General features: G+C 72.4%; 23 protein-coding genes. 9 read left to right on the top strand and 14 right to left on the bottom strand.

Features of this window, described 5'->3' with window-relative positions; translation table 11 throughout:
* Window positions 1-208: 208 nt before the first annotated feature.
* Window positions 209-850 carry a DNA-3-methyladenine glycosylase gene (locus ACFYYR_RS21040; RefSeq protein ID WP_388855476.1) on the bottom strand — a complete coding sequence of 214 codons (642 nt, stop codon included), beginning with the start codon at window positions 848-850 and terminating at the stop codon, window positions 209-211.
* A 150-nt stretch (window positions 851-1,000) separates the two neighbouring features.
* On the opposite strand from ACFYYR_RS21040, the gene ACFYYR_RS21045 reads away from it, so the two are divergent.
* The 3 genes from ACFYYR_RS21045 to ACFYYR_RS21055 all read left to right on the top strand — a co-directional run bounded on the left by ACFYYR_RS21045 (window position 1,001) and on the right by ACFYYR_RS21055 (window position 3,117).
* Complete coding sequence (locus ACFYYR_RS21045) at window positions 1,001-1,783, top strand: sporulation protein (protein ID WP_388855479.1); 783 nt, start codon at window positions 1,001-1,003, stop codon at window positions 1,781-1,783.
* 79 nt (window positions 1,784-1,862) lie between these two features.
* Window positions 1,863-2,402 carry a YbhB/YbcL family Raf kinase inhibitor-like protein gene (locus ACFYYR_RS21050; RefSeq protein WP_388855482.1) on the top strand — a complete coding sequence of 180 codons (540 nt, stop codon included), beginning with the start codon at window positions 1,863-1,865 and terminating at the stop codon, window positions 2,400-2,402.
* Between the two features lie 211 nt (window positions 2,403-2,613).
* Window positions 2,614-3,117, top strand: a complete 504-nt coding sequence (locus tag ACFYYR_RS21055) for an HNH endonuclease (protein WP_388855485.1) — start codon at window positions 2,614-2,616, stop codon at window positions 3,115-3,117.
* 39 nt (window positions 3,118-3,156) lie between these two features.
* Here the strand turns inward: ACFYYR_RS21055 and ACFYYR_RS21060 are convergent, their stop codons facing one another.
* The 4 genes from ACFYYR_RS21060 to ACFYYR_RS21075 form a co-directional block, all read right to left on the bottom strand.
* The gene (locus ACFYYR_RS21060) at window positions 3,157-3,924 is read right to left on the bottom strand and encodes a sulfite exporter TauE/SafE family protein (RefSeq protein ID WP_388855488.1); all 768 of its coding nucleotides are present in this window, start codon (window positions 3,922-3,924) and stop codon (window positions 3,157-3,159) included.
* Window positions 3,925-3,984: 60 nt separating this feature from the next.
* Complete coding sequence (locus tag ACFYYR_RS21065) at window positions 3,985-4,938, bottom strand: SPFH domain-containing protein (RefSeq protein WP_388855491.1); 954 nt, start codon at window positions 4,936-4,938, stop codon at window positions 3,985-3,987.
* Between the two features lie 92 nt (window positions 4,939-5,030).
* On the bottom strand, window positions 5,031-5,441 hold the full coding sequence (locus tag ACFYYR_RS21070) for an NfeD family protein (protein WP_388856281.1): 411 nt from the start codon (window positions 5,439-5,441) through the stop codon (window positions 5,031-5,033).
* A gap of 178 nt (window positions 5,442-5,619) precedes the next feature.
* Window positions 5,620-6,411, bottom strand: a complete 792-nt coding sequence (locus tag ACFYYR_RS21075) for an ABC transporter ATP-binding protein (RefSeq protein ID WP_388855494.1) — start codon at window positions 6,409-6,411, stop codon at window positions 5,620-5,622.
* Between the two features lie 111 nt (window positions 6,412-6,522).
* Here ACFYYR_RS21075 and ACFYYR_RS21080 point away from each other — a divergent pair, with 111 nt between their 5' ends.
* Window positions 6,523-7,335: a hypothetical protein gene (locus tag ACFYYR_RS21080; RefSeq protein ID WP_388855497.1), complete on the top strand. Its 813-nt coding sequence runs from the start codon at window positions 6,523-6,525 to the stop codon at window positions 7,333-7,335.
* 313 nt (window positions 7,336-7,648) lie between these two features.
* On the opposite strand, the gene ACFYYR_RS21085 is transcribed toward ACFYYR_RS21080, so the two are convergent.
* From ACFYYR_RS21085 to ACFYYR_RS21095, 3 genes are all read right to left on the bottom strand, one after another.
* Window positions 7,649-7,894: a chaplin gene (locus ACFYYR_RS21085; RefSeq protein WP_388855500.1), complete on the bottom strand. Its 246-nt coding sequence runs from the start codon at window positions 7,892-7,894 to the stop codon at window positions 7,649-7,651.
* Window positions 7,895-8,039: 145 nt separating this feature from the next.
* Window positions 8,040-8,690, bottom strand: coding sequence for a response regulator (locus tag ACFYYR_RS21090; protein ID WP_388855503.1), 651 nt, complete (start codon window positions 8,688-8,690; stop codon window positions 8,040-8,042).
* Window positions 8,683-9,834: a GAF domain-containing sensor histidine kinase gene (locus tag ACFYYR_RS21095; protein ID WP_388855507.1), complete on the bottom strand. Its 1,152-nt coding sequence runs from the start codon at window positions 9,832-9,834 to the stop codon at window positions 8,683-8,685. Before ACFYYR_RS21095 ends, ACFYYR_RS21090 begins: the two co-directional genes overlap by 8 nt.
* A gap of 388 nt (window positions 9,835-10,222) precedes the next feature.
* Here ACFYYR_RS21095 and ACFYYR_RS21100 point away from each other — a divergent pair, with 388 nt between their 5' ends.
* The 3 genes from ACFYYR_RS21100 (at window position 10,223) to ACFYYR_RS21110 (ending at window position 13,524) form a co-directional block, all read left to right on the top strand.
* The gene (locus ACFYYR_RS21100; RefSeq protein ID WP_388855510.1) at window positions 10,223-10,921 is read left to right on the top strand and encodes an SDR family NAD(P)-dependent oxidoreductase; all 699 of its coding nucleotides are present in this window, start codon (window positions 10,223-10,225) and stop codon (window positions 10,919-10,921) included.
* Window positions 10,918-12,204, top strand: a complete 1,287-nt coding sequence (locus ACFYYR_RS21105; protein ID WP_388855513.1) for an S-adenosylmethionine:tRNA ribosyltransferase-isomerase — start codon at window positions 10,918-10,920, stop codon at window positions 12,202-12,204. Before ACFYYR_RS21100 ends, ACFYYR_RS21105 begins: the two co-directional genes overlap by 4 nt.
* A gap of 555 nt (window positions 12,205-12,759) precedes the next feature.
* Window positions 12,760-13,524 (top strand): transglycosylase SLT domain-containing protein, encoded by a 765-nt coding sequence (locus tag ACFYYR_RS21110; RefSeq protein ID WP_388855516.1) that lies wholly within the window; start codon window positions 12,760-12,762, stop codon window positions 13,522-13,524.
* Between the two features lie 148 nt (window positions 13,525-13,672).
* Here ACFYYR_RS21110 and ACFYYR_RS21115 read toward each other — a convergent pair whose 3' ends face one another.
* Window positions 13,673-16,279, bottom strand: a complete 2,607-nt coding sequence (locus ACFYYR_RS21115; protein WP_388855519.1) for an FHA domain-containing protein — start codon at window positions 16,277-16,279, stop codon at window positions 13,673-13,675.
* Window positions 16,280-17,042: 763 nt separating this feature from the next.
* Here ACFYYR_RS21115 and serB point away from each other — a divergent pair.
* Window positions 17,043-18,284 (top strand): phosphoserine phosphatase SerB, encoded by a 1,242-nt coding sequence (gene serB / locus ACFYYR_RS21120; RefSeq protein ID WP_388855522.1) that lies wholly within the window; start codon window positions 17,043-17,045, stop codon window positions 18,282-18,284.
* 186 nt (window positions 18,285-18,470) lie between these two features.
* On the opposite strand, the gene ACFYYR_RS21125 is transcribed toward serB, so the two are convergent.
* From ACFYYR_RS21125 to ACFYYR_RS21140, 4 genes are all read right to left on the bottom strand, one after another.
* A complete protein-coding gene (locus tag ACFYYR_RS21125) occupies window positions 18,471-19,022 on the bottom strand; it encodes a SixA phosphatase family protein (RefSeq protein ID WP_388855525.1) in 552 nt (183 codons plus the stop codon).
* Between the two features lie 188 nt (window positions 19,023-19,210).
* Window positions 19,211-19,369, bottom strand: a complete 159-nt coding sequence (locus tag ACFYYR_RS21130; protein WP_388855528.1) for a hypothetical protein — start codon at window positions 19,367-19,369, stop codon at window positions 19,211-19,213.
* Window positions 19,370-19,883: 514 nt separating this feature from the next.
* Window positions 19,884-20,000 (bottom strand): SGM_5486 family transporter-associated protein, encoded by a 117-nt coding sequence (locus ACFYYR_RS21135; RefSeq protein ID WP_388855531.1) that lies wholly within the window; start codon window positions 19,998-20,000, stop codon window positions 19,884-19,886.
* A gap of 233 nt (window positions 20,001-20,233) precedes the next feature.
* Complete coding sequence (locus ACFYYR_RS21140) at window positions 20,234-21,562, bottom strand: CynX/NimT family MFS transporter (protein WP_388855534.1); 1,329 nt, start codon at window positions 21,560-21,562, stop codon at window positions 20,234-20,236.
* Window positions 21,563-21,713: 151 nt separating this feature from the next.
* Here ACFYYR_RS21140 and ACFYYR_RS21145 point away from each other — a divergent pair, with 151 nt between their 5' ends.
* Window positions 21,714-22,403: a FadR/GntR family transcriptional regulator gene (locus ACFYYR_RS21145; protein ID WP_388855537.1), complete on the top strand. Its 690-nt coding sequence runs from the start codon at window positions 21,714-21,716 to the stop codon at window positions 22,401-22,403.
* 164 nt (window positions 22,404-22,567) lie between these two features.
* Here the strand turns inward: ACFYYR_RS21145 and ACFYYR_RS21150 are convergent, their stop codons facing one another.
* Window positions 22,568-22,957, bottom strand: a complete 390-nt coding sequence (locus tag ACFYYR_RS21150; protein ID WP_388855540.1) for a hypothetical protein — start codon at window positions 22,955-22,957, stop codon at window positions 22,568-22,570.
* Window positions 22,958-23,003: the final 46 nt, after the last annotated feature.

The raw sequence follows: 23,003 nt of genomic DNA on the forward strand, positions 1-23,003 counted from the left end.
GGCGTGTCCACTACTTTAGCGGATTTCCCTGGCGGCTCATAATCGAGCCATTCGGATCTGATTCCGGCATGCCGAAATCGTCCCCGCTGGGAGATGTCCGTAGTGATGGTTGTGCCGCTTGCGGGTGGTCCGGGGTGGCCGTACGGCCTTCCCGAAGCGCTGCCCGTTCAAGCGGCTCGGGCTACGTTAGGCGGTCGTCCATCCGGAGTCAAGCCCCGCCCGGGCGTCGACGGCGTGGCGTGTGGGCCCGGTAGGGGCTCACCGTCGGGTCGCCCTCGATCCAGAACCGCCAGGGGTGGGTGGCGCCTTCGCCGCCGACGCCCGTCCGGGGGCCGTTGCGCACCCGGTCCGCGGGCGCGGGGGCGCCGGTCAGTACCCCGAGAGGAGCGTCCGGTCCGGCGCAGATGTCGAAGCCGTTGAGGCTGCGGTCCACATCCAGGGCCGTCGCCAGACGGGCGGGCCCCTTTGCCAGTTCGTTCTCCTTGCGGGCGGCGGGGCGGCGCTTCTGGGCCAGTTCGGCGCCCGTGGTGATCTCACCTGCCCGGAGGAGCACCCCGCTCGCGGTGCCCACCGGACCGCAGACGAGGTTGAGACTGAACCACATCCCATAGATGAAGTAGACGTACGCATGGCCGGGCGGGCCGAACATCGAGGCGTTTCGCTCGGTGCGACCGCGGTAGGCGTGGGAGCCGGGGTCCGTCGAGCCGTTGTACGCCTCGACTTCCGTCAGCCGCAGTTCGATCGGGCCGTCGGGGGTCGTGCGGACGAGCGTCCGGCCGAGCAGGTCGGGGGCGACCTCCAGGACGGGCCGGTCGAAGAAGTCGTGGGTGAGCGGCGTACGGTGCGGCATGGACTCCGAGCGTAGTTGAACGCGTACGGCCCGGCCGCTGGTCATGCGACCTTCCGCTTGGAAGGCTGAGGTGCGCGGAACCAGCGACGGCCGTTCCGCGTATGTACGGAGAGATCACGCGAGAATCAGGCTCTGCCTGGGAGGAAGAACATGGGCTTCAAGAAGCTGCTGGCGAGTCTGGGTGCCGGCGGGGCGTCGGTGGAGACGGTGCTCACCGAGGAGAACGTCGTGCCGGGCGGGGTCGTCCAGGGTGAGGTCCGGATCCAGGGCGGTTCGGTGGCCCAGCAGATCGAGGGCCTGACGGTCGGTCTCCAGGCCCGGGTCGAGGTGGAGAGCGGCGACAACGAGTTCAAGCAGGACATCGAGTTCCACCGGCAGCAGCTGGGCGGGGCGTTCGAGGTGCAGCCGGGGGCCGTGCACGCGGTGCCGTTCGGGCTGGAGATCCCGTGGGAGACCCCGGTGACGATGTTCCTCGGCCGTCATCTGACGGGGATGAACGTCGGCGTCACCACCGAGCTGCAGATCGCGCGCGCCGTGGACTCGGGCGACCTCGACCCCGTCAACGTGCACCCGCTTCCGGCGCAGCAGGCGATCCTGGACGCGTTCGGTGCCCTCGGATTCCGCTTCAAGAGCGCGGACCTGGAGCGCGGTCACATCCGCGGGACGCGGCAGCGGCTGCCGTTCTACCAGGAGATCGAGTTCTTCGCGCCGCAGCAGTACCGGGGGCTGAACCAGGTCGAGCTGACCTTCGTCGCGGACGACCGCGAGATGGACGTCATCCTGGAGATGGACAAGAAGCCGGGCCTGTTCACCGAGGGCAGCGACTCGTACCGGGCGTTCACCGTCGGTCTGCACTCCTTCCAGGAGACCGACTGGGCCGCTTACCTCAACCAGTGGCTCGCCGAGGTCGGCGGCCGTCGCAACTGGTTCTAGCCGCACCCGGCGCCCGTAGTCCCCGCCGCAGTTGGCTCTAGGCTCGGAGGGCAAGATCCACCGAGCAGGAGGTTTTGACGTGACCGAGCTCAAGAGGCCGCCACTTCCGCATGACTTCCACCCGTCGGTGCCCTCGTTCACCGTGGTGAGCGAGGACGTCGCGCCGGGGGCCACGCTGAGCGACGCCCAGCTGCACGCGGGCGGGAACACCTCGCCGCACCTGAGGTGGGAGGGCTTCCCCGCGGAGACCAAGAGCTTCGCGGTGACGTGCTTCGACCCGGACGCCCCGACGGGCAGCGGGTTCTGGCACTGGGTGCTGTTCGACATCCCGGCGACGGTCACCGAACTCCCCACGGGGGCGGCGGGTGGCACGTTCGAGGGGCTGCCCCCGGGTGTCGTGCACGCGCGGAACGACTTCGGCACCAAGGAGTTCGGCGGTGCGGCGCCGCCGCCCGGGGACCCGGCTCACCGCTACGTCTTCACGGTGTACGCCGTGGACACGGAGAAGCTGGGGCCGGACGCGGACGCCGCTCCGGCCGCCGTGGGCTTCAACCTCCGGTTCCACACCCTGGGGCGGGCCCAGCTGATTGCTGAGTACGGCGCCCCGGCGGGGAGCTGACCACCGGATCCGCTTCCGCCTCGGCACGCCGGTACTGCCCCGGCCACCTCTCCGGTGGCCGGGGCAGTCGTCTTTTCACCGCGCCGTCGCTCGCCGTACAGGAAATTGCGTTGTCCCGACCGGGGCATCCGGCCAGAGTTGATCCAGCCCGCCGAGCGGGGGGCGGCGCCGCGGAGCGGCACATGGACGACTGCCGGGAGGGTGGGCCGGGATGCGCGAGACCCTGGTGCTGAATGCAAGCTTCGAGCCGCTGTCGACGGTGACGCTGCGACGGGCCGTGGTGCTGGTGATGCAGGACAAGGCCGTGGTGGAGCAGGCCCATCCCGGGCTGCGGATCCGGGCCGCGGCGGTGGATCTGCCGGTGCCGCAGGTGATCAGGCTCTGCCGGTACGTCCGGGTGCCGTTCCGAAGACGGGCTCCGTGGTCGCGGCGCGGGGTCCTGGTGCGGGACCGGCACCGGTGCGCGTACTGCGGGCGCCGGGCGACGACCGTGGACCACGTGGTGCCGCGTTCGCACGGGGGCGGCGACACCTGGCTGAACACGGTGGCGGCCTGCGCCGAGGACAACCACCGCAAGGCCGACCGGACGCCGGAGCAGGCGGGGATGCAGCTGCTCGGCAAGCCGTTCGAGCCGACGCCCTCGGACGCGCTCCTGCTGGCGCTGGGCGTCTCCGGCCGGGAGGTCCTGCCCGAGTGGCTGCCCCTGCCCGCCTGAGCGGGGCCGGCCTGGCCGCCGGGGTCGTCCGGTTGCTGTTCAGCCGAGCAGCAACTGGACGATCGCGGCGATGCCGACGGCGACGATGACCCCGCGCAGCACGGTCGGGGGGAGCCGTCGGCCGACCTTGGCGCCGATCTGACCGCCGACGGCCGAGCCGGCGGCGATGAGCAGCACGGCGTACCAGTCGAAGTCGGCGACGAAGAGGAAGAAGACGGCGGCGACGCCGTTGACGATCACGGCGAGGATGTTCTTGACGGCGTTGATGCGCTGCAGGTCCTCGTGGAGCAGCAGGCCCATCAGGGAGAGGTAGAGGACCCCCTGGGCGGCTCCGAAGTAGCCCCCGTACATGCTCGCCAGGAGCAGGCCGATGAGGAGGACGGGGCCGCCGTCGGGGTGGGCGTCCGTGCCGTTCTGTTCCCGGTGCCGCTGGACGGCGCGGGAGAGCCGGGGCTGGAGGACGACCAGGACGAGGGCGATGGCGATCAGTGCCGGCACGATCGCGTCGAACGCCGCCGAGGGCAGGGTGATCAGCAGGGCCGCGCCGGTGAGTCCGCCGATGAGGGCGGTGCCGCCGAGGCGCAGGACGCGTTGGCGCTGGCCGCTCAGTTCGCGCCGGTAGCCGATGGCGCCGCTGATGGCGCCGGGGACCAGGCCGAGGGTGTTGGAGACGTTCGCGGTGATCGGCGGCAGTCCGGTGGCCAGCAGCACCGGGAAGGTGATGAGCGTGCCGGAGCCGACCACGGTGTTGATCGTGCCGGCGCCGATGCCCGCCACGAAGACGGCGACTGCCTCCCAGATACCCACGCTGCTCCCTCACTCGTGATCGGTGCCCGCTGCACCGATCATGCCCGAGGGCCGGAGGCGTCAGTCGATCGGGGGCTGCTCGCGGCGCGGAGCAGGGGTCTTGGTGATCGGGGTGCTGCCCCCGCCACCGCCGCCGCCCATGGGGCCGAAGTTGCCGATGGCCCCGCTGAGCCCCTTGAGGGCGTCGCCGATCTCGCTGGGCACGATCCAGAGCTTGTTGGCGTCACCCTCGGCGATCTTCGGCAGCATCTGGAGGTACTGGTAGGAGAGCAGCTTCTGATCCGGGTCACCGGCGTGGATGGACTCGAAGACGGTCCGGATCGCCTGGGCCTCGCCCTCGGCGCGGAGGGCCGCGGCCCGGGCCTCACCCTCGGCGCGGAGGATGGCCGACTGCTTCTCACCCTCGGCGGTGAGGATCTGGGACTGCCGGATGCCCTCGGCGGTGAGGATCGCGGCGCGCTTGTCACGGTCGGCGCGCATCTGCTTCTCCATCGAGTCCTGGATGGAGGTGGGCGGCTCGATCGCCTTGAGCTCGACGCGGTTGACACGGATCCCCCACTTGCCGGTGGCCTCGTCGAGGACTCCGCGGAGCGCGGCGTTGATCTCCTCGCGGGAGGTCAGGGTCCGCTCGAGGTCCATGCCGCCGATGATGTTGCGCAGGGTGGTGACGGTCAGCTGCTCGATCGCCTGAATGTAGCTGGCGACCTCGTAGGTCGCGGCCCGGGCGTCGGTCACCTGGTAGTAGATGACGGTGTCGATGTTGACGACCAGGTTGTCCTGGGTGATCACCGGCTGCGGGGGGAACGGCACGACCTGCTCGCGGAGGTCGATCCGGTTGCGGATGGAGTCGATGAAGGGGACGACGATGTTCAGGCCGGCGTTGAGGGTGCGGGTGTAGCGGCCGAAGCGCTCCACGATCGCGGCACTGGCCTGCGGAATGACCTGCACCGTCTTCATGAGTGCGATGAAGACGAGCACCACCAGGATGATCAGGACGATGATGATCGGTTCCATGGATGCTCTCCGTACCCCTTCGGTTGCCTGATGATCAGTCTGTCAGAGATCGGTGGTCCGCGTCGGCCGTTCCGGTCCGCCCTGGCGGAGCGTCATATGACCACGGCTGTCGCGCCGTCGATCTCGACGACGTCCACCTGCCGGCCCACTTCGTACACCTGGTCGCCGTCGAGCGTGCGGGCCGACCAGACCTCGCCCGCCAGCTTGATGCGGCCGCCGCTGCCGTCGACCCGTTCGAGCACGACGGCCTGCCGCCCGCGCAACGCGTCCACACCGCTGGCGAGTTGAGGACGCTGCTGCCGATGGCGGGCCGCGATCGGGCGCACCACGGCGATGAGCGCGACGGAGACAAGTACGAAGACCAGCACCTGGGGCACGGTCCCGCCGCCCAGCGCGGCGACGACGGCGCCCGCGACGGCTCCGACCGCGAACATCCCGAACTCGGGCATCGCGGTCACCACAAGAGGAATTCCCAGTCCGACGGCGGCGATGAGCCACCACACCCATGCATCCACGGGTTCATGGTAGGCGTGGTGACCTCGTCGCGGACAGTGGTCACTCAGGACCCGTTGACCGAAGGCATGGCCGAAAGACGGCGGTTGGGGGCGCGCGACGAGGCCGGGCCCTCGGACGGGCGGTCCGCCGGGGCGGCCGGTGGGCCACCACGGCGGGGGCCGCGGGTCAGGACAGCGGCAGCCCCTGGGCGGTCCAGCGGTGGCCGTTGCGCTCGACGACGAGCGGCAGTCCGAAGCAGAGCGAGAGGTTGCGGGAGGTCAGCTCGGTCTCGACGGGGCCGGCCGCGAGCACCTTGCCCTGGCGGATCATCAGGACGTGGGTGAAGCCCGGCGGGATCTCCTCGACATGGTGGGTCACCATGATCATGGAGGGTGCGAGCGGGTCGCGGGCGAGCCGGCCCAGGCGGCGGACGAGGTCCTCGCGACCACCGAGGTCGAGACCGGCCGCCGGCTCGTCGAGGAGCAGGAGCTCGGGGTCGATCATCATGGCGCGTGCGATCAGGGTGCGCTTGCGCTCGCCCTCGGAGAGGGTGCCGAACTTCCGGTCGAGGTAGTCGTTCATGCCGAGGACGTCGAGGAAGGCGCGGGCGCGCTGCTCGTCGACGGCCTCGTAGTTCTCGTGCCAGTGCGCGGTCATGCCGTACGCGGCGGTGAGCACGGTCTGCAGCACCGTCTGGCTGCGGGGGAGCTTGTCGGCCATGGCGATGCCGGCCATGCCGATGCGCGGGCGGAGCTCGAAGACGTCGACGCCGCCGAGCTTCTCCCCCAGGATCTGCGCGGAGCCGGCCGTCGGGAAGAGGTAGCTCGAAGCCACGTTGAGAAGGGTGGTCTTGCCCGCACCGTTGGGGCCGAGGATCACCCAGCGCTCCCCTTCGGCGACCGACCAGGAGACCTGGTCCACCAGAGCCCGGCCCTCGCGGACCACGGATACGTCCACCAGCTCCAGTACATCGCTCATGAGCGCGTTTTCTCCCATGCAGTCTCGGATGTCGCGTGTGCGCCCGGTCGGCGCAGCCCCCAGGGAAAACCTACGCCACCGCCCGACGGGGCAAGTCCCTAGGCTGGTCCCATGCTCACGGAACCTCGCTCAGGACGGCTGGCCGCATGGGGAAATGCCCTTTTGGCCGGACTTATCTCCCCCGATGACGCGGTGCACCGCGTGGTCGCGGAGGACGCTCTGCACCGGATCGACGGGCTGCCGGGCGAGGACGGTCCGGTCGGGCTCAGCCTGGGGCTGGGGCGGCTGCGGGCGCTCGGGACGACCGGACTGCGGGTGGCGCTCCCGGTCGCGGGCCATCCGCTGGGGCTGAGCGGGCCGCCGGACTTCAATGCGCGGGCGCTGGCCGCGCAGGAGGCGGTGATCGCCACCGGCGGGCATCCGCTGGGGCTGGTGCCGGAGGTGTACGAGGCGGGGCCGGGGGGTGCGACGGCCGCCGCGGACGTGCACCGCGAGGTGGTGTGGCACTGCCTGCCCGTACGGGACGCGCCGCCGGCGGACGTGCCCTCGCTGGGCGAGGCCGAGCGGGAGCTCGCGGAGGCGCTGCGGGATGCGACGGAGCTGCTGTCCCGGCTGGACGTGGCCGGATCGGGGCCCGTGGCCCAGGCCGCGCTGGAGGCCTACCGGGCGCGCTCGGAGCGCGGGCGGGAGGTGCTGGCGCCGGGCTATCCGCCGCGGGCGGTCCGGGTGCTGGAGCTGGCGCAGCGGGTGGGGGCGCTGATCGCCATCGCCCAGGGGGCACAGGGTGCGCAGGAGCACGGGAGCGCGGTGAGCGCCTCGCAGATCGCGGCGCGGGCGGAGGCGCTGCGGCCGGTGGAGCGGACGGCCCGGCGGGCCCAGGTCGCCGCGTACAACGCGTATGTGGAGGAGCGGGAGCGGCGCTGAGCGGTGACGTGCCTCCCTCGGGGTCTCCGGAGGTCCCGGGAGAGGAGGCTCGTCTTCCGGCAGCTCTGGAGGGGGTTCCTGCGGCTTCGGACGGGGTGGATGCCGGGCCGTGGTCCGCGGACCGCGGGTCTCCTGATCGCGCGTCTTCGGAAGGCAGGGACCACGAATCCCCGAGCAGCGGTGGAGACATGCGTCACGTCATGGCTGCTGCCGGCAGGGTTCGCTCACGGTCCCGGACGGACCGCGGAGGCAGACGGCGGAAGGCCCCGCGGAGCGGATCCGCGGGGCCTTCGGGCGCGAGTGCGCGTACTGATCAGCGGTTGACGGCCTCGTTGTCGAACGCCGTGTTCATCGCGCCGATCACGCTGACCGTGTTGCCGGAGACATTGACCGGGACGTGCACCGGCGCCTGAACCAGGTTGCCCGAGAGCACACCGGGCGAGCGCAGGGCCTCGCCGTTCGCGTGCGCACCGTCGGCGGCGGAGGCCACACCGGCGCCGGCGGCGACGATGCCGCCCGCGACCATGGCGACGGCAGCTGCCTTCTTCAGGTTCTTCACTTTCTTGACCCTCCTCGCGGTTGCCGCGGCCAGTCGCCGCGGCACGCCATGGAGAACGGCCCGCTGCCCGCCGGGTTGCGCCGTCCGGACTGCTTACACCCGACAGTATGAATCTCAGTCCGTCATGGAACCCGGCGCCGTGCGGTCAGCCGGTCACTCCGTGGCGTACGGCCCACAGCGCGGCCTGGGTGCGGTCCGCCAGGTCCAGCTTCATCAGGATGTTCGACACATGCGTCTTGACGGTCTTCTCGGACAGCACCAGCGCCCGGGCGATCTCCCGGTTCGAACGGCCGTCGGCGATCAACGCCAGCACTTCGCGCTCCCGTTCGGTCAGCGCGTTGCCGCGGCCCTGTGCGCCGCCCGCCACCTCCTGGGAGAGCAGGGCGCCCGCCACCTCGGGCTGTAGCAGCACGTGACCGGCGTGGACCGAGCGGATGGCCCCGGCCAAAGCCTCGGGGTCCACGTCCTTGTAGACGTAGCCGGCGGCACCGGCCCGGAGCGCGGGGACGACGGTGCGCTGCTCGGTGAAGCTGGTGACGATCAGCACCCGGGCGGGGTTCTCCCGGGCGCGGAGCTGCCGCAGGGCCTCGATGCCGTCGGTGCCGGGCATCTTGACGTCCATCAGCACCACGTCGGGGCGGAGCTCCTCGGCGCACTCGACGCCCTCCGCGCCGTCGGCCGCCTCCCCCACGACCTCGATGTCGTCCTGCACCTCCAGGAAGGTGCGCAGACCACGGCGGACGACCTGGTGGTCGTCGACGAGCAGCACACGAATGCTGCGGCGGGGTTCAGCCACCGGGCACCTCCATCTCGATCACGGTGCCCCGTCCGGGCTCCGACTCCACCGTCAGTCCGCCGCCGACGCCGCTCGCCCGGTCCCGCATCGACACCAGGCCGAGGTGGCGCCCGGCGCGGCGCACCGCCGAGGGGTCGAAGCCGCGGCCGTCGTCGGCGACCCGGAGGACCGCGCCCTGGCCGTGCCGGGCGAGGGAGACCGCGACCTCGTCGGCGGCGGAGTGCCGCAGCGCGTTGTGCAGCGCCTCCTGGGCCACCCGGAGCACCGCCTCCTCCTGGGCGGCGGGGAGGGCACGTACGCTCTGGGCCTCGAAGGTGACCCGGGCGGCGTGGGCGCGGTCGAGCACCTGCACCTGGGTGCGCAGAGTGGCCACCAGGCCGTCCTCGTCCAGGGCGGCGGGGCGCAGCTCGACCACGGCGGCGCGCAGCTCGTCGGCCGCTTCCGCCGCGAGGTCCGCGACCTGCTGGAGCTCCCCCTTGGCACGGGCCGGGTCGCGGTCCACCAGGGCCGCCGCGGCCTGCGCGGTGAGGCGGAGCGAGAAGAGCTTCTGGGCGACGGCGTCGTGGAGCTCGTGCGCCAGCCGGGCGCGCTCGCCGGCGATGGTGAGTTCGCGGCTGCGCTCGTACAGGCGGGCGTTGGTGAGGGCGATGGCGGCGTGCTGGGCGAGGATGCCGAGCAGGGCCTCGTCGTCCTCGGTGAAGCCGCAGCCCCCCTCCGGTTTGGGGCACCGCTTGTTCGCCAGGAACAGCGCCCCGAGCACCTCGTCGCCGTCGGCGACCGGCAGGCCGAGGAAGTCGGACATCTCGGGGTGCGCGCTGGGCCAGCCCTCGAACCGGGGGTCGGTGCGGACGTCGGCCAGCCGCTGCGGGGTGGCCTCCTTCAGCATGGCGGCGAGGATGCCGTGCTGGCGGGGCAGCGGGCCGATCGCCTTCCACTCCTCGTCGGAGACGCCGTCCACGACGAACTGGGCGAAGCCGCCGTGATCGTCGGGGACGCCCAGGGCGGCGTACTCGGCGTCGAGCAGCTCCCGGGCGGAGGCCACGATCGTGTGCAGCACATCACGTACTTCGAGGTGGCGGCTCATGGCGAGCAGCGCGGCGCTCACCGCGGAGAGTCCCGATCCGGGCGCGGAACCGATGGTCATGGGCTCACGGTACCGGCGGGGCGGCCCGGTGGGATCGGACCGCGGAGGCAGGGGCCTCGGTCCCCCGGCCGAGGCGGTGGAGAGCCGGAAGTCCTAGGTCCTGTCCGGTACGTCCCGGCCGGGCGGGACGGTGTCCGGCGCGCAGGCTCGTCGTGTTGCCGGGCTCGGCACGGCCCCGCTCCCGTGCTCCCCTCTCCGCCCGGCGCTCGCCCGCGCCGGACACGCCGCCCCGTCCGCCAGGGGGACGGCGCCCCGGTTCTCACAGACCTAGGCCGAAGGCCCTTGAGTTGTCCCGCCCCGTGGCCGAGGTGCCGGGCGCGGCGGCGTTCCTACGGTGAGTGCACGGTCCGCCCACGAGGGCGGCGGCACGGCGAAGGGGATGGGCCACATGCCGGTTGCGATCATCACAGGTGCGTCGAAGGGGCTGGGCCGCGCGCTGGCGGCGGCGCTGGCCGGGCGCGGCTGGGATCTGGTGCTGGACGCGCGGTCCGCGGGGCCGCTGCGGTCGGCCGCGGAGGACATCCGGGCCGGCGGGGGCCGGGTGACGGCTCTGCCGGGGGATGTGACGGACGCCGCGCACCGGGCGGATCTGGTGGCTGCGGCGCGGGCGCTGGGCGGCCTGGATCTGCTGGTCAACAACGCGAGTGCGCTGGGGGCCGAGCCGCTGGTCCGGCTGGACGCGCTGCCGGTGGCGGGCCTGCGGGCGGCGCTGGAGACGAATGCCGTGGCGCCGCTGGCCCTGGTGCGGGAGGCGCTCGTGCTGCTGCGGGAGTCCGCCGGAAGCGTGCTGTCCGTCAGCTCGGACGCGGCGGTGGAGCCGTATCCCACCTGGGGTGGCTACGGGGCCTCGAAGGCGGCGCTCGACCAGCTGTCGGCGGTACTGGCGGAGGAAGAGCCGGGACTGCGGGTGTGGTGGGTGGACCCCGGGGACCTGCGGACGGACCTCTACGCGGCGGCCGTGCCGGACGACGACCCGTCCGGCCGTCCGCTGCCGGAGAGCGCCGTTCCGGCCCTTCTCGGGCTGATCGACGGGGCGGCGCCGAGCGGCCGGTACTCCGTACCCGCGCTGCAGGCTGCGGCCCGATGACCGTGTTCGAGGCGCTGCGGGTGCCCGAGGAGCTGCTGGCCCGGGTTCCCGCCGAGCAGCGCGGCCCGGGGCTCGGCCGGGACTCGGTGCGGCTGCTGGCCGGACGGGGCGCGGAGCTGTCGCACCGGTGGTTCCGGGACCTGCCGGAGCTGCTGGACGCCGGGGACGTGCTGGTGGTGAACACCTCGCGGACGCTGCCCGCGGCGGTGGACGGTCGGCTCGGGGACGGCCGGGGTGAGCCGGTGGTGGTGCACTTCTCGACCCACGGCGGCCCGGACCGCCCGGGATCCGGGCCCGACGGGGAGTGCTGGTCGGTGGAGCTGCGGAGTCCGGACGGCAGGGGGAGCACGCTGCCGCGGACCGTGGGGCCGCGGGGCGCTCTCGTCCGGCTGCCGGGCGGGGCGCTGCTCCGGGTCGAGGAGCCGTTGAACGGGCCGGGCTCCCGGCTGTGGTGGGCCACGCTGCTGGACACGGGAGGCGGGGACGGGCCGTCGGCGCCGGGGGACGCGGGGGTGCGGCTTTCCGGTACGGGCCCGGGGTCCGGCGGGCGCGAGGGCTCCGGCGTGCAGGCGGGAGCGGGCGCGGGGCCGGGAACCGGCAAGCCGACGGGCGCCGGTACAGGGGCGGGCGCCGGTACGGGCGCCGGCGCCGGTGCTTCAGGGCCGGTCACGGGGGTGCCGGCGCTGCTGCACCGGTACGGGCGGCCCATCCGGTACCGCTACACCGAGCGGGACCAGCCGCTCTCCGCCCACCAGACGGTCTTCGCCGCGCCCTCGTCCGACGGGGACGGTTCGGCGGAGATGCCGAGCGCCGCCCGGCCCTTCACCGCCGCGATGGTGGCGGAGCTGGTCAGCCGGGGGGTGCAGTTCGCTCCGGTCACGCTGCACACGGGGGTGGCCTCGACGGAGGCCCACGAACCGCCGTACCCGGAGCGCTTCGCCGTGCCGGAGTCCACGGCCTGGCTGGTCAACGCGGCGCGGGCGGGCGGTGGCCGGATCGTGGCAGTGGGCACGACGGCGGTACGGGCCCTGGAGTCGGCGGCCTCACCGTCGGGCGTGGTGCGCCCCGCCGCCGGCTGGACGGATCTGGTCGTCACGCCGCGGCGCGGGGTCCGGGCCGTCGACGGCCTGCTGAGCGGGCTGCACGAACCGGCTGCCTCGCATCTGCTGATGCTGGAGGCCGTCGCGGGCCGGGAGGTGCTGCGCCGCAGCTATGAAGCGGCGCTGGCCCACCGCTATCTGTGGCACGAATTCGGCGATGTGCATCTGATGCTCCCCGGCTGATAAACAGGCCCGGGGCAACTTTCCCGGTCCACCGGAACGGCCCGCGGAAGACCATCCGGCCTTCTGTCGGGCCTTCCGTGCGCCTACGGGCGGCGCCCGGTCCCGTTGAACGGGCCCGGGACGGCCTCGAATCGGGCCCGGAATCGGGCCGCCATGGCCGCGGGCCGCCCCGGATCACGGCGGAGCGGAAAAAGCGGCGACGCTGGGTGCCACCGCGGATTCATCCGGTGAAATCCACCCGGGCCGAATGTGAGCCCGGGCATAGGACGCACATCACTTACGACCTCACTTAGTGGATGCATAAAGGCCGGGTGAGCGGTGCCGAAACCCGCTGGAATGCGTTCTCGGAACCCCCGTTCCAACGACTCCCGGTAGTACGTCACATCATTGCCACGGCATTTTGGGCCCGCTAAGAATTGCTCCCGTCGCAAGGCGCCGCAGATCGAAGGCGGCGCTTTCTGCCGGACGGCGAGCGAATCCCTGCCGCTCAGGGATCACCCGCTGCCGACACCGACCCGGCCTCTGCGACACCAGCTATTGGAAGAGGTCCCACGCATGCCCGTCCCCACGTTTTCTGGTTATCGCCGTCTGACCAAGACCCACCGTCTCTCCGCCGCGGGTGTCGCCGCAGCGGGCGCCGCGGCCCTGGCCTTCGCGGTCGTACCCGGTTCCGCCGAGGCCGAGCAGGCGCCCAAGGCCCAGGCGCTCTCCGCGAAGCCCGTCGCGGAGCAGCACGCCGGCAGCGTCGGCAAGATTCAGAAGGACAGCCTGACCCAGCAGTCCGCCGAGGCCGCCAAGAAGGCCCAGGCCGCCAAGGCCAAGGCCAAGGCCGAGGCCGAGCGGCAGAAGAAGGCCGCCGCGGAGATGGCGAAGAAGAAGGCTCAGCTCGCCGCCGAGGCCAAGGAGAAGGCTGCCAAGGCCAAGGCCGCCAAGGAGCGTGCCGCGAAGGAGGCCGCGAACCGGTCCAAGGCGCGCGCGGCCGTCGCCCCCAAGCAGTACCCGAACAACCTCGACGGGTGGATCCGCGAGGCCATGGACATCATGAAGAAGCACGACATCCCTGGCTCGTACGAGGGCATCCACCGCAACATCATCCGTGAGTCCGGCGGTGACCCGAACGCGATCAACAACTGGGACATCAACGCCCAGAACGGCGTTCCGTCCATCGGTCTGCTGCAGGTGATCAAGCCGACCTTCGACCAGTACCACGTCGAGGGCACCAAGAACTCGCAGTACGACCCGGTCGCCAACATCGTTGCCGCGTGCAACTACGCCGCCGACCGGTACGGCTCGATGGACAACGTGGACTCCGCGTACTGATCCGTCCGGCCCGTACGGCCGAGGCCACGCACCACCGCGATTCCAGAACGCGGAGCGTCGCATGCACGAGGGCGGCGGCAACCCCTGAGGGTTGCCGCCGCCCTTCGGCACGTCCGGAGCCCGGCAGCGCCGGCCCGGATGTGTGCCGTTACTTGCGCATGACCTCCGGCTCGTGGCGGCGCAGCAGCCTGGCCACGAGGAAGCAGCAGCCGATGCCGAGCGCGATCAGCAGGGTCATGTCGATGCCCCACTGCGCCGCGGAGTGGTCCCAGAGCGGGTCGAGGTCGGTCGGGTTCTGCGGGTCCCACGGCGGCATGAGGCGCGAGAGGTCCAGCGTCGCGCCGGCCGCACCGACCGCCCAGCGGGACGGCATGAGCCAGGCGAACTGCTCCAGACCCGGCTTGCCGAAGATCTGGAACAGCACTCCGGTGAAGACCAGCTGGACGATGGCGAACATGACCAGCAGCGGCATGGTCTTCTCGGCGGTCTTCACCAGCGCGGAGATGACCAGGCCGAACATCATCGAGGTGAAGCCGATCGCGATCACCGACAGGCACAGTTCGACCGCCGGTGGGCCGAACACCACTCCCTCTTCCGGGAGTTTGCGGACCGAGAATCCGATCGCGCAGATGATGACCGCCTGGAACGCGGTGGTCACGCCGAGCACGATCACCTTGGACATCAGATACGCGGACCGGGACAGCCCCACGGCGCGTTCCCGCTCGTAGATCACCCGTTCCTTGATGAGTTCCCGGACGGAGTTGGCCGCTCCGGAGAAGCACATCCCGACGACCAGGATCATCATGATCATGCCCGCGCCGCTGTTGAAGCGGTCGGGGGGCGTCGGGAAGGTGAGCCCGTGCTTCGCCGGGATCACCACGCTCACCCCGCCCAGGATGGCGGGCAGCAGCACCATCAGCCCGATGAAGCCCTTGTCGGAGGCGATCACCGACACATAGCGTCGGATCAGCGTCCACAGCTGGGATCCCCAGCTCTGCGGCTTGGGCGGACGGGTCTGCTGCGGCTGCACCTGGGAGGTCTGGGGGGCGACGGCGTCGAGGTCCGCGGCGTACATCTGGTAGTGCTGCGAACCGCGCCAGCGGCCCGTCCAGTCGTAGTCACGGAAGTTCTCGAAGGCCGAGAAGACATCCGCCCAGGTCGGGTAGCCGAAGAAGTTGAGGGCCTCCTCCGGCGGGCCGAAGTAGGCCACGGAACCGCCGGGCGCCATGACCAGCAGCTTGTCGCAGATCGCCAGCTCGGCCACGGAGTGGGTGACCACCAGGACCGTACGGCCGTCGTCGGCCAGGCCGCGGAGCAGCTGCATGACGTCGCGGTCCATGCCCGGGTCGAGGCCGGAGGTCGGCTCGTCCAGGAATATCAGCGACGGCTTGGTCAGCAGCTCCAGCGCCACGGAAACCCGCTTGCGCTGGCCTCCGGAGAGCGAGGTGACCTTCTTGTCCTTGTGGATGTCGAGCTTGAGTTCCCGCAGCACCTCGTCGATACGGGCCTCGCGCTCGGCCTCCGCGGTGTCACCGGGGAAACGGAGTTTGGCCGCGTACTTGAGCGCGGTGCGGACCGTCAACTCCTTGTGCAGGATGTCGTCCTGCGGGACCAGACCGATACGCTGCCGCAATTCGGCGAACTGCGTGTAGAGATTTCGGTTGTCGTAGAGGACATCACCCTGATCGGCCGGACGGTATCCGGTCAGTGCCCGCAGCAGCGTGGATTTTCCGGAGCCGGACGGGCCGATCACCGCGATGAGCGATTTCTCCGGAACGCCGAAGGACACGTCCTTGAGAATCTGCTTGCCGCCGTCGACCGTCACCGTGAGGTGGCGGGCGGAGAAGGAGACGTCACCCGTGTCGACGAATTCTTCGAGGCGGTCACCGACGAGCCGGAATGTCGAGTGACCGACACCGACGATGTCCTGCGGGCCGATGATCTGGCTCTGGACCGGCTGGCCGTTGACATAGGTGCCGTTGTGGCTGCCCAGGTCGACGATTTCGAACCGGCCGTCCGGAGTGGCCCGGAACTCCGCGTGGTGCCGGGAGACCTGGAGGTCGGAGACGACGAGTTCGTTCTCCAGCGCACGGCCGATCCGCATCACGTGGCCGGCGGCGATCCGGTGGAACGACGTCGGGCTGCGGTCACCGTTCGCCGGGCCGCCCCCGGCGGAGCCGGCGCCCTGCTGCGGGACCTGCCCCTGCCCGGACTGCGCCGCCCCGGCGTGCCCCTGCCCGGACTGCGCCTGCTGCCAGTCGGACTGCGCGGGCACCTGCCCCTGCGGGCTCTGCGCATACGGGGCCTGGGCGTACCCGGCCTGGGCCGGGGCCTGCTGGGCCTGGGCCGGGGCCTGCTGCTGGGGCCGCTGTCCCTGAGCCTGCAGGCCCTGCGCCACCCAGTCGGGCGTGGCCTGCTGCGGCGCGGCCGACGCGGACTGCCCGCCCTGCCCCGCCGACGCCGCGGCACCGCTGAGGTTCAGTCGCGGACCGTCGGTCGCGTTGCCGAGGTGCACCACCGAACCGGGTCCGAGCTCCAGCTGCTGGATACGCCGGCCCTGTGCGTAGGTGCCGTTCGTGCTTCCGTGATCCTCGATCACCCAACTCTGCCCGCTCCAGCGGATGGTGGCGTGCCGCCAGGAGACCCTGGCGTCGTCGATCACCATGTCGCCCTGCGGATCACGTCCGAGGTTGTACGCCCTGGACGCATCGAGCGTCCAGGTCCGTCCGTTCAATTCCAGTACGAGTTCCGGCACTCCATGCCCCACTAGTTGTCCCCCGAGTGACTCCCTGCCCGGGAGTCTAGGGATGGTGAACATCGTCAGGAACTATTTCAGGCTCAACACCCGAACTGAAAGTCGGGCCTTGGGAACCGGGCCCCTCGTCTGCCACGACCCGCTGAAAGGCGCCCAGAGAGCCGTATTCGCTGCGCGATATCCATGGATCGTCGCCAAACGGGCAACTCGACGGGCCGGTGGCGCCCCCGAGCGGGCTCATCGGGGCCTTCGCCGGGCTTTCACGCCGGATCCGGTGCCGCACCACGGCCGTCGGCCGGTCCGGGGGCGCAAGGGCGCGGCGCCGGGCCGGGGCGGGCGCCCGTCCCACTCCCCCGCGAGCCCGGTCCGCGGTGCGGGCGGCGGCCACGATGCGGGGCGGACGGCGGCCATGGTGCGGGGGCACCGGGCACGAGACGGAAGCCGGCCGTCAGCGTCGACATCGCGCCACGCGGCGCTGCCCCGCCGCTCCCCCCGCACCGGGCGCGCGGCCGCCCGTCCCCGCCTGCCTCCGCTCTTCCCCGCCCGGGGCGCACAGCCCGAGCACCCCGCGCACAGCTCCCGCCGTCAACCCGGCGGATCCGTACGGTGACCCACCGTGCGCACCGGCCTCCCCGCGGTCTCCCCTGTGGTGCGTGCGGTCCACGCAGGTGGTGCGTACGGGCCACGCGCCGGGCCGGATCACGTCCCGTACTGCGGGACTGCCGCGCGGCCTCCTCCGCGGCCCCGATACGGTGGGTACACCATGAGCGCATCGCAGAACGCACCCGCCACCGGGGTTCCGGGAGACGACGCCCCCACCCTGCTCGTCAAGATCTTCGGCAAGGACCGTCCCGGCATCACCGCGGGGCTGTTCGACACCCTCGCCGCCTACTCCGTCGACGTCATCGACATCGAGCAGGTCGTCACCCGGGGCCGGATAGTGCTCTGCGCCCTGGTCACGGCCCCGTCGGGCGGGGGCGACAGCGTCACCGAGGGTGAGCTCCGGGCGACCGTGCACAGCTGGGCCGAGTCGCTCAAGCTGCAGGCCGAGATCATCTCCGGCCGGGGCGACAACCGGCCCCGGGGGACGGGCCGTTCGCATGTCACCGTGCTCGGCAACCCGCTGACCGCCGAGTCGACGGCCGCCATCGCGGCGCGCATCACCGGCACCGGCGGCAACATCGACCGGATCTTCCGGCTCGCGAAGTACCCGGTCACCGCGGTGGAATTCGCCGTGTCCGGCGCGGACACGGAGCCGCTGCGGACTGCGCTGGCGACCGAGGCGGCCGCGCTGGGCGTCGATGTCGCGGTGGTCGCCGCCGGCCTCCAGCGGCGGGCCCAGCGGCTGGTCGTGATGGACGTCGACTCGACCCTCATCCAGGACGAGGTGATCGAGCTCTTCGCGGCCCACGCGGGGTGCGAGGACAAGGTCGCCGAGGTGACGACGGCCGCGATGCGCGGCGAACTCGACTTCGAACAGTCACTGCACGCCCGCGTGGCGTTGCTGGCGGGGCTCGACGCGTCGGTCGTCGACAAGGTGCGCGCGGAGGTCCGGCTGACACCGGGCGCCCGGACGCTGATCCGCACCCTGAAGCGCCTGGGATACCAAGTGGGAGTCGTGTCCGGCGGATTCACCCAGGTCACCGATGACCTCCAGGAGCGGCTGGGGCTCGACTTCGCCTCCGCCAACACCCTGGAAGTGGTGGACGGGAAGCTGACCGGCAAGGTGATCGGTGACGTGGTCGACCGGGCCGGGAAGGCTCGGCTGCTGCGGCGGTTCGCCGCCGAGGCCGGGGTTCCGCTCGATCAGACGGTCGCGATCGGCGACGGCGCCAATGACCTGGACATGCTCAACGCTGCGGGGCTCGGTGTGGCGTTCAACGCCAAGCCGGTCGTCCGCGAGGCGGCTCACACCGCCGTGAACGTCCCGTTCCTCGACACGGTGCTCTACCTGCTGGGCGTCACCCGCGAAGAGGTCGAGGCGGCGGACACGCACGCCGACTGAACGGTCCGGGGACGGCGGAGGCTTCCCCGGTACGGCCCGCGGCCCGGGCCGTCGGACTCGTGGACCCACCCCGGTGACGTCCGGGGCTTGCTCCCGGCGGCCGGGCCCCGGTCCGGTCCCCCGCACAGAGCGTCGGCCTCCACCGCCCGTCAGGGGTGAAGGCCGACGACTCAGCGGTACCGAAGGTCACTCGTGGGGCGTCCAGTAGTCCAGGAGCCTGCCGACACCGTGCTCCACCGACTTCCACGAACCGTTGAACCCGACGACGGCTATCGCGGCCGTCGGGAAGCCCTTCCGCTGCATACGGGCCAGGGCGTCCGCGTCGGCCGCTCCCGCGAGGGCGTCGGCCAGGGCGTGCATCCCGGGGTTGTGACCGATGACCATCAGGTCCTTCACGTCGTCGGGCGTCTCGTTGAGCAGGGCGATGAGCTCGCCGAGGGAGGCCTCGTACAACCGGTCCTCGTAAACGGTCTTGGGCCGCTGCGGCAGCTCGTGCACGACGAGCTTCCAGGTCTCACGGGTCCGGGCCGCGGTCGAGCAGAGGGTCAGATCGGGGTTGATGCCCATCCCGGCGATCCGGCGGCCGGCGACGGGGGCGTCCTTGCGCCCGCGGTCGGCGAGCGGGCGTTCGATGTCGGGGACCTCCGGCCAGTCGGCCTTGGCGTGGCGGAGGAGGACGATCCTGCGGGTTTCCGAGGGTCCGGGGGTGGTTTCCGGGGAAGTTGCAGCGGCGCTCATGCGTCCCAGCTTCGCATGAAACCAGCGGTGAGGCGCGGGGTGTTGAGAGCCTCACCCGTGACGGGTGATCTGCCCGCCCACCAGGGACGGTCACCCGGCGCCGGCAGGCCCGGCCGCCGGACACCGCCGGGAACCGGTCGCACGGCGGCCACCGAGGACGGGCTCAGCGGATCAGCACCGGGAGTCGGTCACGGAGCGCTGTCCGGCAGAAGCAACCGGACATGCTCCAGGATCCGGGCCGGCGCCGGTGACGGGCCGGACGCCGCGTGGGCCTCGGACGGGCCGAGGGCGAGCGCCAGCAGGGCCAGGAACGCTAGAGCGGGCAGCGCCATCGCCCACCAGGGCAACTGCCCCGCCTCCGAGCTCCGCCTCCGGGCCCCGGCCTGGGAGGGGCCGCGGACGGGGGCACCGACGACTGAGGCCCCCGGGGGCGCGTTCCGCTTCCGGTTCCGGTTCCGAGCTCCCGGCCCGGAACCGATCCGCGGACCGTTCCGCGCACCGGTCCGCGTACGGGACGACAGCGTGGGCGCCGCCATGGGACCCGCCTCCGTAGATCGCGTCGGACGGCGCGGCCGCCTGCCACGGCCGCGCCCACCGCTCGGCGCGGTGTACCTCGAACCTACGGACACGGGGCGACCGGGCCCATCCGGTGATCCACCCATGCGCCCCTGATCCCCGTCCCCTAGGGGAAGCACCGCCCACCCGGGGGCGCCGCTGCCGGCGTCTTCCGCGGGCGGGGCCCGCCGGCTCCTCGCGATCACCGGAACCCCCGCGGGCTCCTCGCGATCACGGAGATGCGGCGGTAACGGCCGGTGCCGCGCGGAGCGCGCCCCGCTTACGACCCCGCCGCGGCCGTAACGCTCAGGGGGAAGCGACGCTCGCTATCACGCCGATGACCACGGTGATGACGAGCATCAGCCCGAGGACGGCGAGCAGCTTCTTCTGGCTGTTCTGGGGGTGAGGATCCAGCACTGGCATGCGGCCAAGTCTCGCACTCCCGGCCCGGGCCACCGCCCGCGGGTCCGGCCGCAGGTCCGGCCGCAGGTCCGGCCGCAGGTCCGGCCGCGACCGCACCCGGGGCAGCCGCGGAGCCACCGCGCGCGACCGCGGGTGGCCGGGGCGGCCGGGGCCGCCAGTGGGGAACGGGACGGTCCCGGGTCACGGGACCGCCCGGCGGCCACGGGTGGCGCCCCCCATCCGTCGAGTTCGGCTCACACGCCGATTTCGTCCTCCACGAAGCGGTTCCGCCCGGCCAGCAGCCCCAGCCCGATCTGCGGCACCATCAGGCAGGCCATCAGCGCGAGGGGCTGCCCCCAGCCGCCGCTGTGCTGGTAGAGCACGCCGATCAGCAGCGGCCCCGGGATCGAGATGAGGTAGCCGACGCTCTGGGCGAAGGCGGAGAGCCGCACCACCGCCGCCCCGGTCCGGGTGCGCATCCCGATCAGGGTCAGGACCAGCGGGAACGCACAGTTGGACACCCCCAGGAGCAGCGCCCAGCCCCAGGCTCCGGCCGCCGGGGCGAGGTACAGGCCCGCGTAGCCGGTGAGTCCGCAGAGCCCCAGGCCCATGGCGAGCAGACCCTGGTTCCGCATCCGGGCGGCCAGCCGCGGCAGGACGAAGGAGAGCGGCACACCGAGCCCCATGGCCACGGCGAGCAGGACGCCGGAGGTGGCCGCCGGGACTCCCGCGTCGCGGAAGATCTGCGGCATCCAGCCCATGGTGATGTAGGCGGCCGTCGCCTGGAGGCCGAAGAAGCAGGCGAGGGCCCAGGCGGTGCGGCTGCGGACGATGCTGCGGCCCGCGGCGCGGGGGCCGTCGCCGGCCCCGCCCTGCCCGGGAGCCGGTGCGGAGTCCCGCCCGTGAGCCCGTGCGGCTGCCGCGCCGCGGTCGCGGTCGCGGACCAGCGGCAGCCAGGGCAGGACCGCGATCAGGGCCGGGACGGCCCACACCACGAGCCCCATGCGCCAGCTGTCCCCCAGCACGCCGGCCACGGGCACGGTGACGGCCGCGGCGAGGGCGGTACCGAGGGCCAGCCCCATGGAGTAGAGGCCGGTCATCGTGCCGACGCGGTCGGGGAACCAGCGCTTGACGATCGCCGGCATCAGCACGTTGCTCACGGCTATGCCCGCGAGGGCGAGCGCGCTGGCGGCGAGGAAGCCGCCGGTGGTTCCCGCGAACGGGCGGATCAGCAGGCCCGCCGCGATGGCCGCCATGCCCGCGCCGACGACGGCGCCGGCGCCCCAGCGGCGCGCCAGCCGGGGTGCCGCGACCCCGAAGACCGCGAAGCACAGCGGCGGCACCGAGGTGAGGAGCCCGGCGACCGTACCGCTCATCCCGAGGCCGTCCCGGACCTCCTCCAAGAGGGCTCCGAGGCTGGTGATGGCGGGGCGGAGGTTGAGGGCGGCGAGCACCATCCCGACGACGACCAGCCGTGTCAGCCAGCCGGGCACGGCCGGCTGCGCGCCGTCGGTCGGCTCGGCGCGGGAGGGCTCGGTGGCGGTGGATCGGTCAGGGCTGAGGGTGGAGGTGTCGTCGGCCATATGCGCCATCATAGAATCATGGGATGATTGCCTGTCCAATCGATTCGGCTCATGGCCGCTCCCCTCGCCGGGACCGCTCCCATCACGCCGCCCCTTCCGACAGACTCGACCCGGCACACCGATCCGACCGACCCGACCGTTCTGGAGAGCCATGCCGCTGACCAGCCCCCGGCGTTCCGCGCTCGTCGACCAGGTGATCACCGAGCTGCGGAAGCAGATCGCCTCCGGCGAGTGGCCCGTCGGCTCCCGCATCCCCACGGAACCCGAGCTGGTCGAGCAGCTGGGGGTGGCCCGGAACACCGTCCGCGAGGCGGTACGCGCCCTCGCCCACAACGGGCTGCTGGACATCCGGCAGGGCTCGGGCACCTATGTGGTCGCGACGAGCGAGCTGGCCGGGGTGATGCAGCGGCGCTTCGCGGACGCCGCCCCGCGGCACATCGCCGAGCTGCGGAGCACGCTGGAGTCGTCGGCCGCCCGGCTGGCCGCGGAGCGCCGCACCGAACGCGACCTCGCGCAGCTCGACATCCTTCTGGAGCGGCGCGACACCGCCTGGGAGTCGGGCGACATCGAGGCCTTCGTGGAGGCCGACGCGACCCTGCACCTGGCGGTGGTCGCGGCCTCCCACAACGACGTGATGACCACGCTCTACGCGGATCTGCGGGACGTCCTCCGGGACTGGCTGCGGAGCGATGTGCCCCATGCGATGCGCCCCGAGGACTACATGGAGCACGCGCGGCTGGTCGAGGCCATCCGTGCCGGTGACGCCGACGCGGCGGGCGCGGAGGCGGCGGGGTACGCCCTGGCGTGCCACCGCGAGCGGATGGCCGCCGACGGCCGCTGACCTCACGGGGCCCGGCCGGGGGACGCCCGGGCCCGGCCGCCCCGGGAAATGTCCGGGTGCCTGTCGCGGACGCCCCGGTCAGCGGGCCGCCCACGTCCCGGCCCCCGTGCCCCGGACCCCGCCTCACCACGGTCAGTCCCCGAGGGCCCGCCTGCCGCCCGCCGTCACCGCGGTGCCGGGGTGTGCGTGATCCAGACGGCGCGTATGTCCATCCAGCAGCGGTCCTCCAGCTCGACGGTCCTGGCCGGGCCGACGTCCACCGGCTTGCCGTCCACATCCGGGTCCCACCACCGGTCGCACTCGATGTGCAGCTGGATCAGGTCGCTCTCCGGGTACGGGTTGTGGCAGGCCACCACGGCCCGCGACCCCTCGACCCGGGTCCGGCACTCCGCGCGGTACGGCGGCCAGGGCTCACGGTCCGGGCCCGGGCGCGCCGGACGGGGCGTACGGGAGGCGCCGGCGTCCGGAGCCGCGATGGCGGCGGCGGACGACGGGGAGATCACAGCTGCGGAGAGGACCAGCACCGCTGCGGCGGCACGACGGAGAACACGCACTTCGGGGGACCTCCTCGGCCGTACTGCGGGAACGCCGCGGCTGCAC

Source organism: Streptomyces sp. NPDC001922 (assembly GCF_042891165.1).
Classification (GTDB): Bacteria; Actinomycetota; Actinomycetes; order Streptomycetales; family Streptomycetaceae; genus Streptomyces.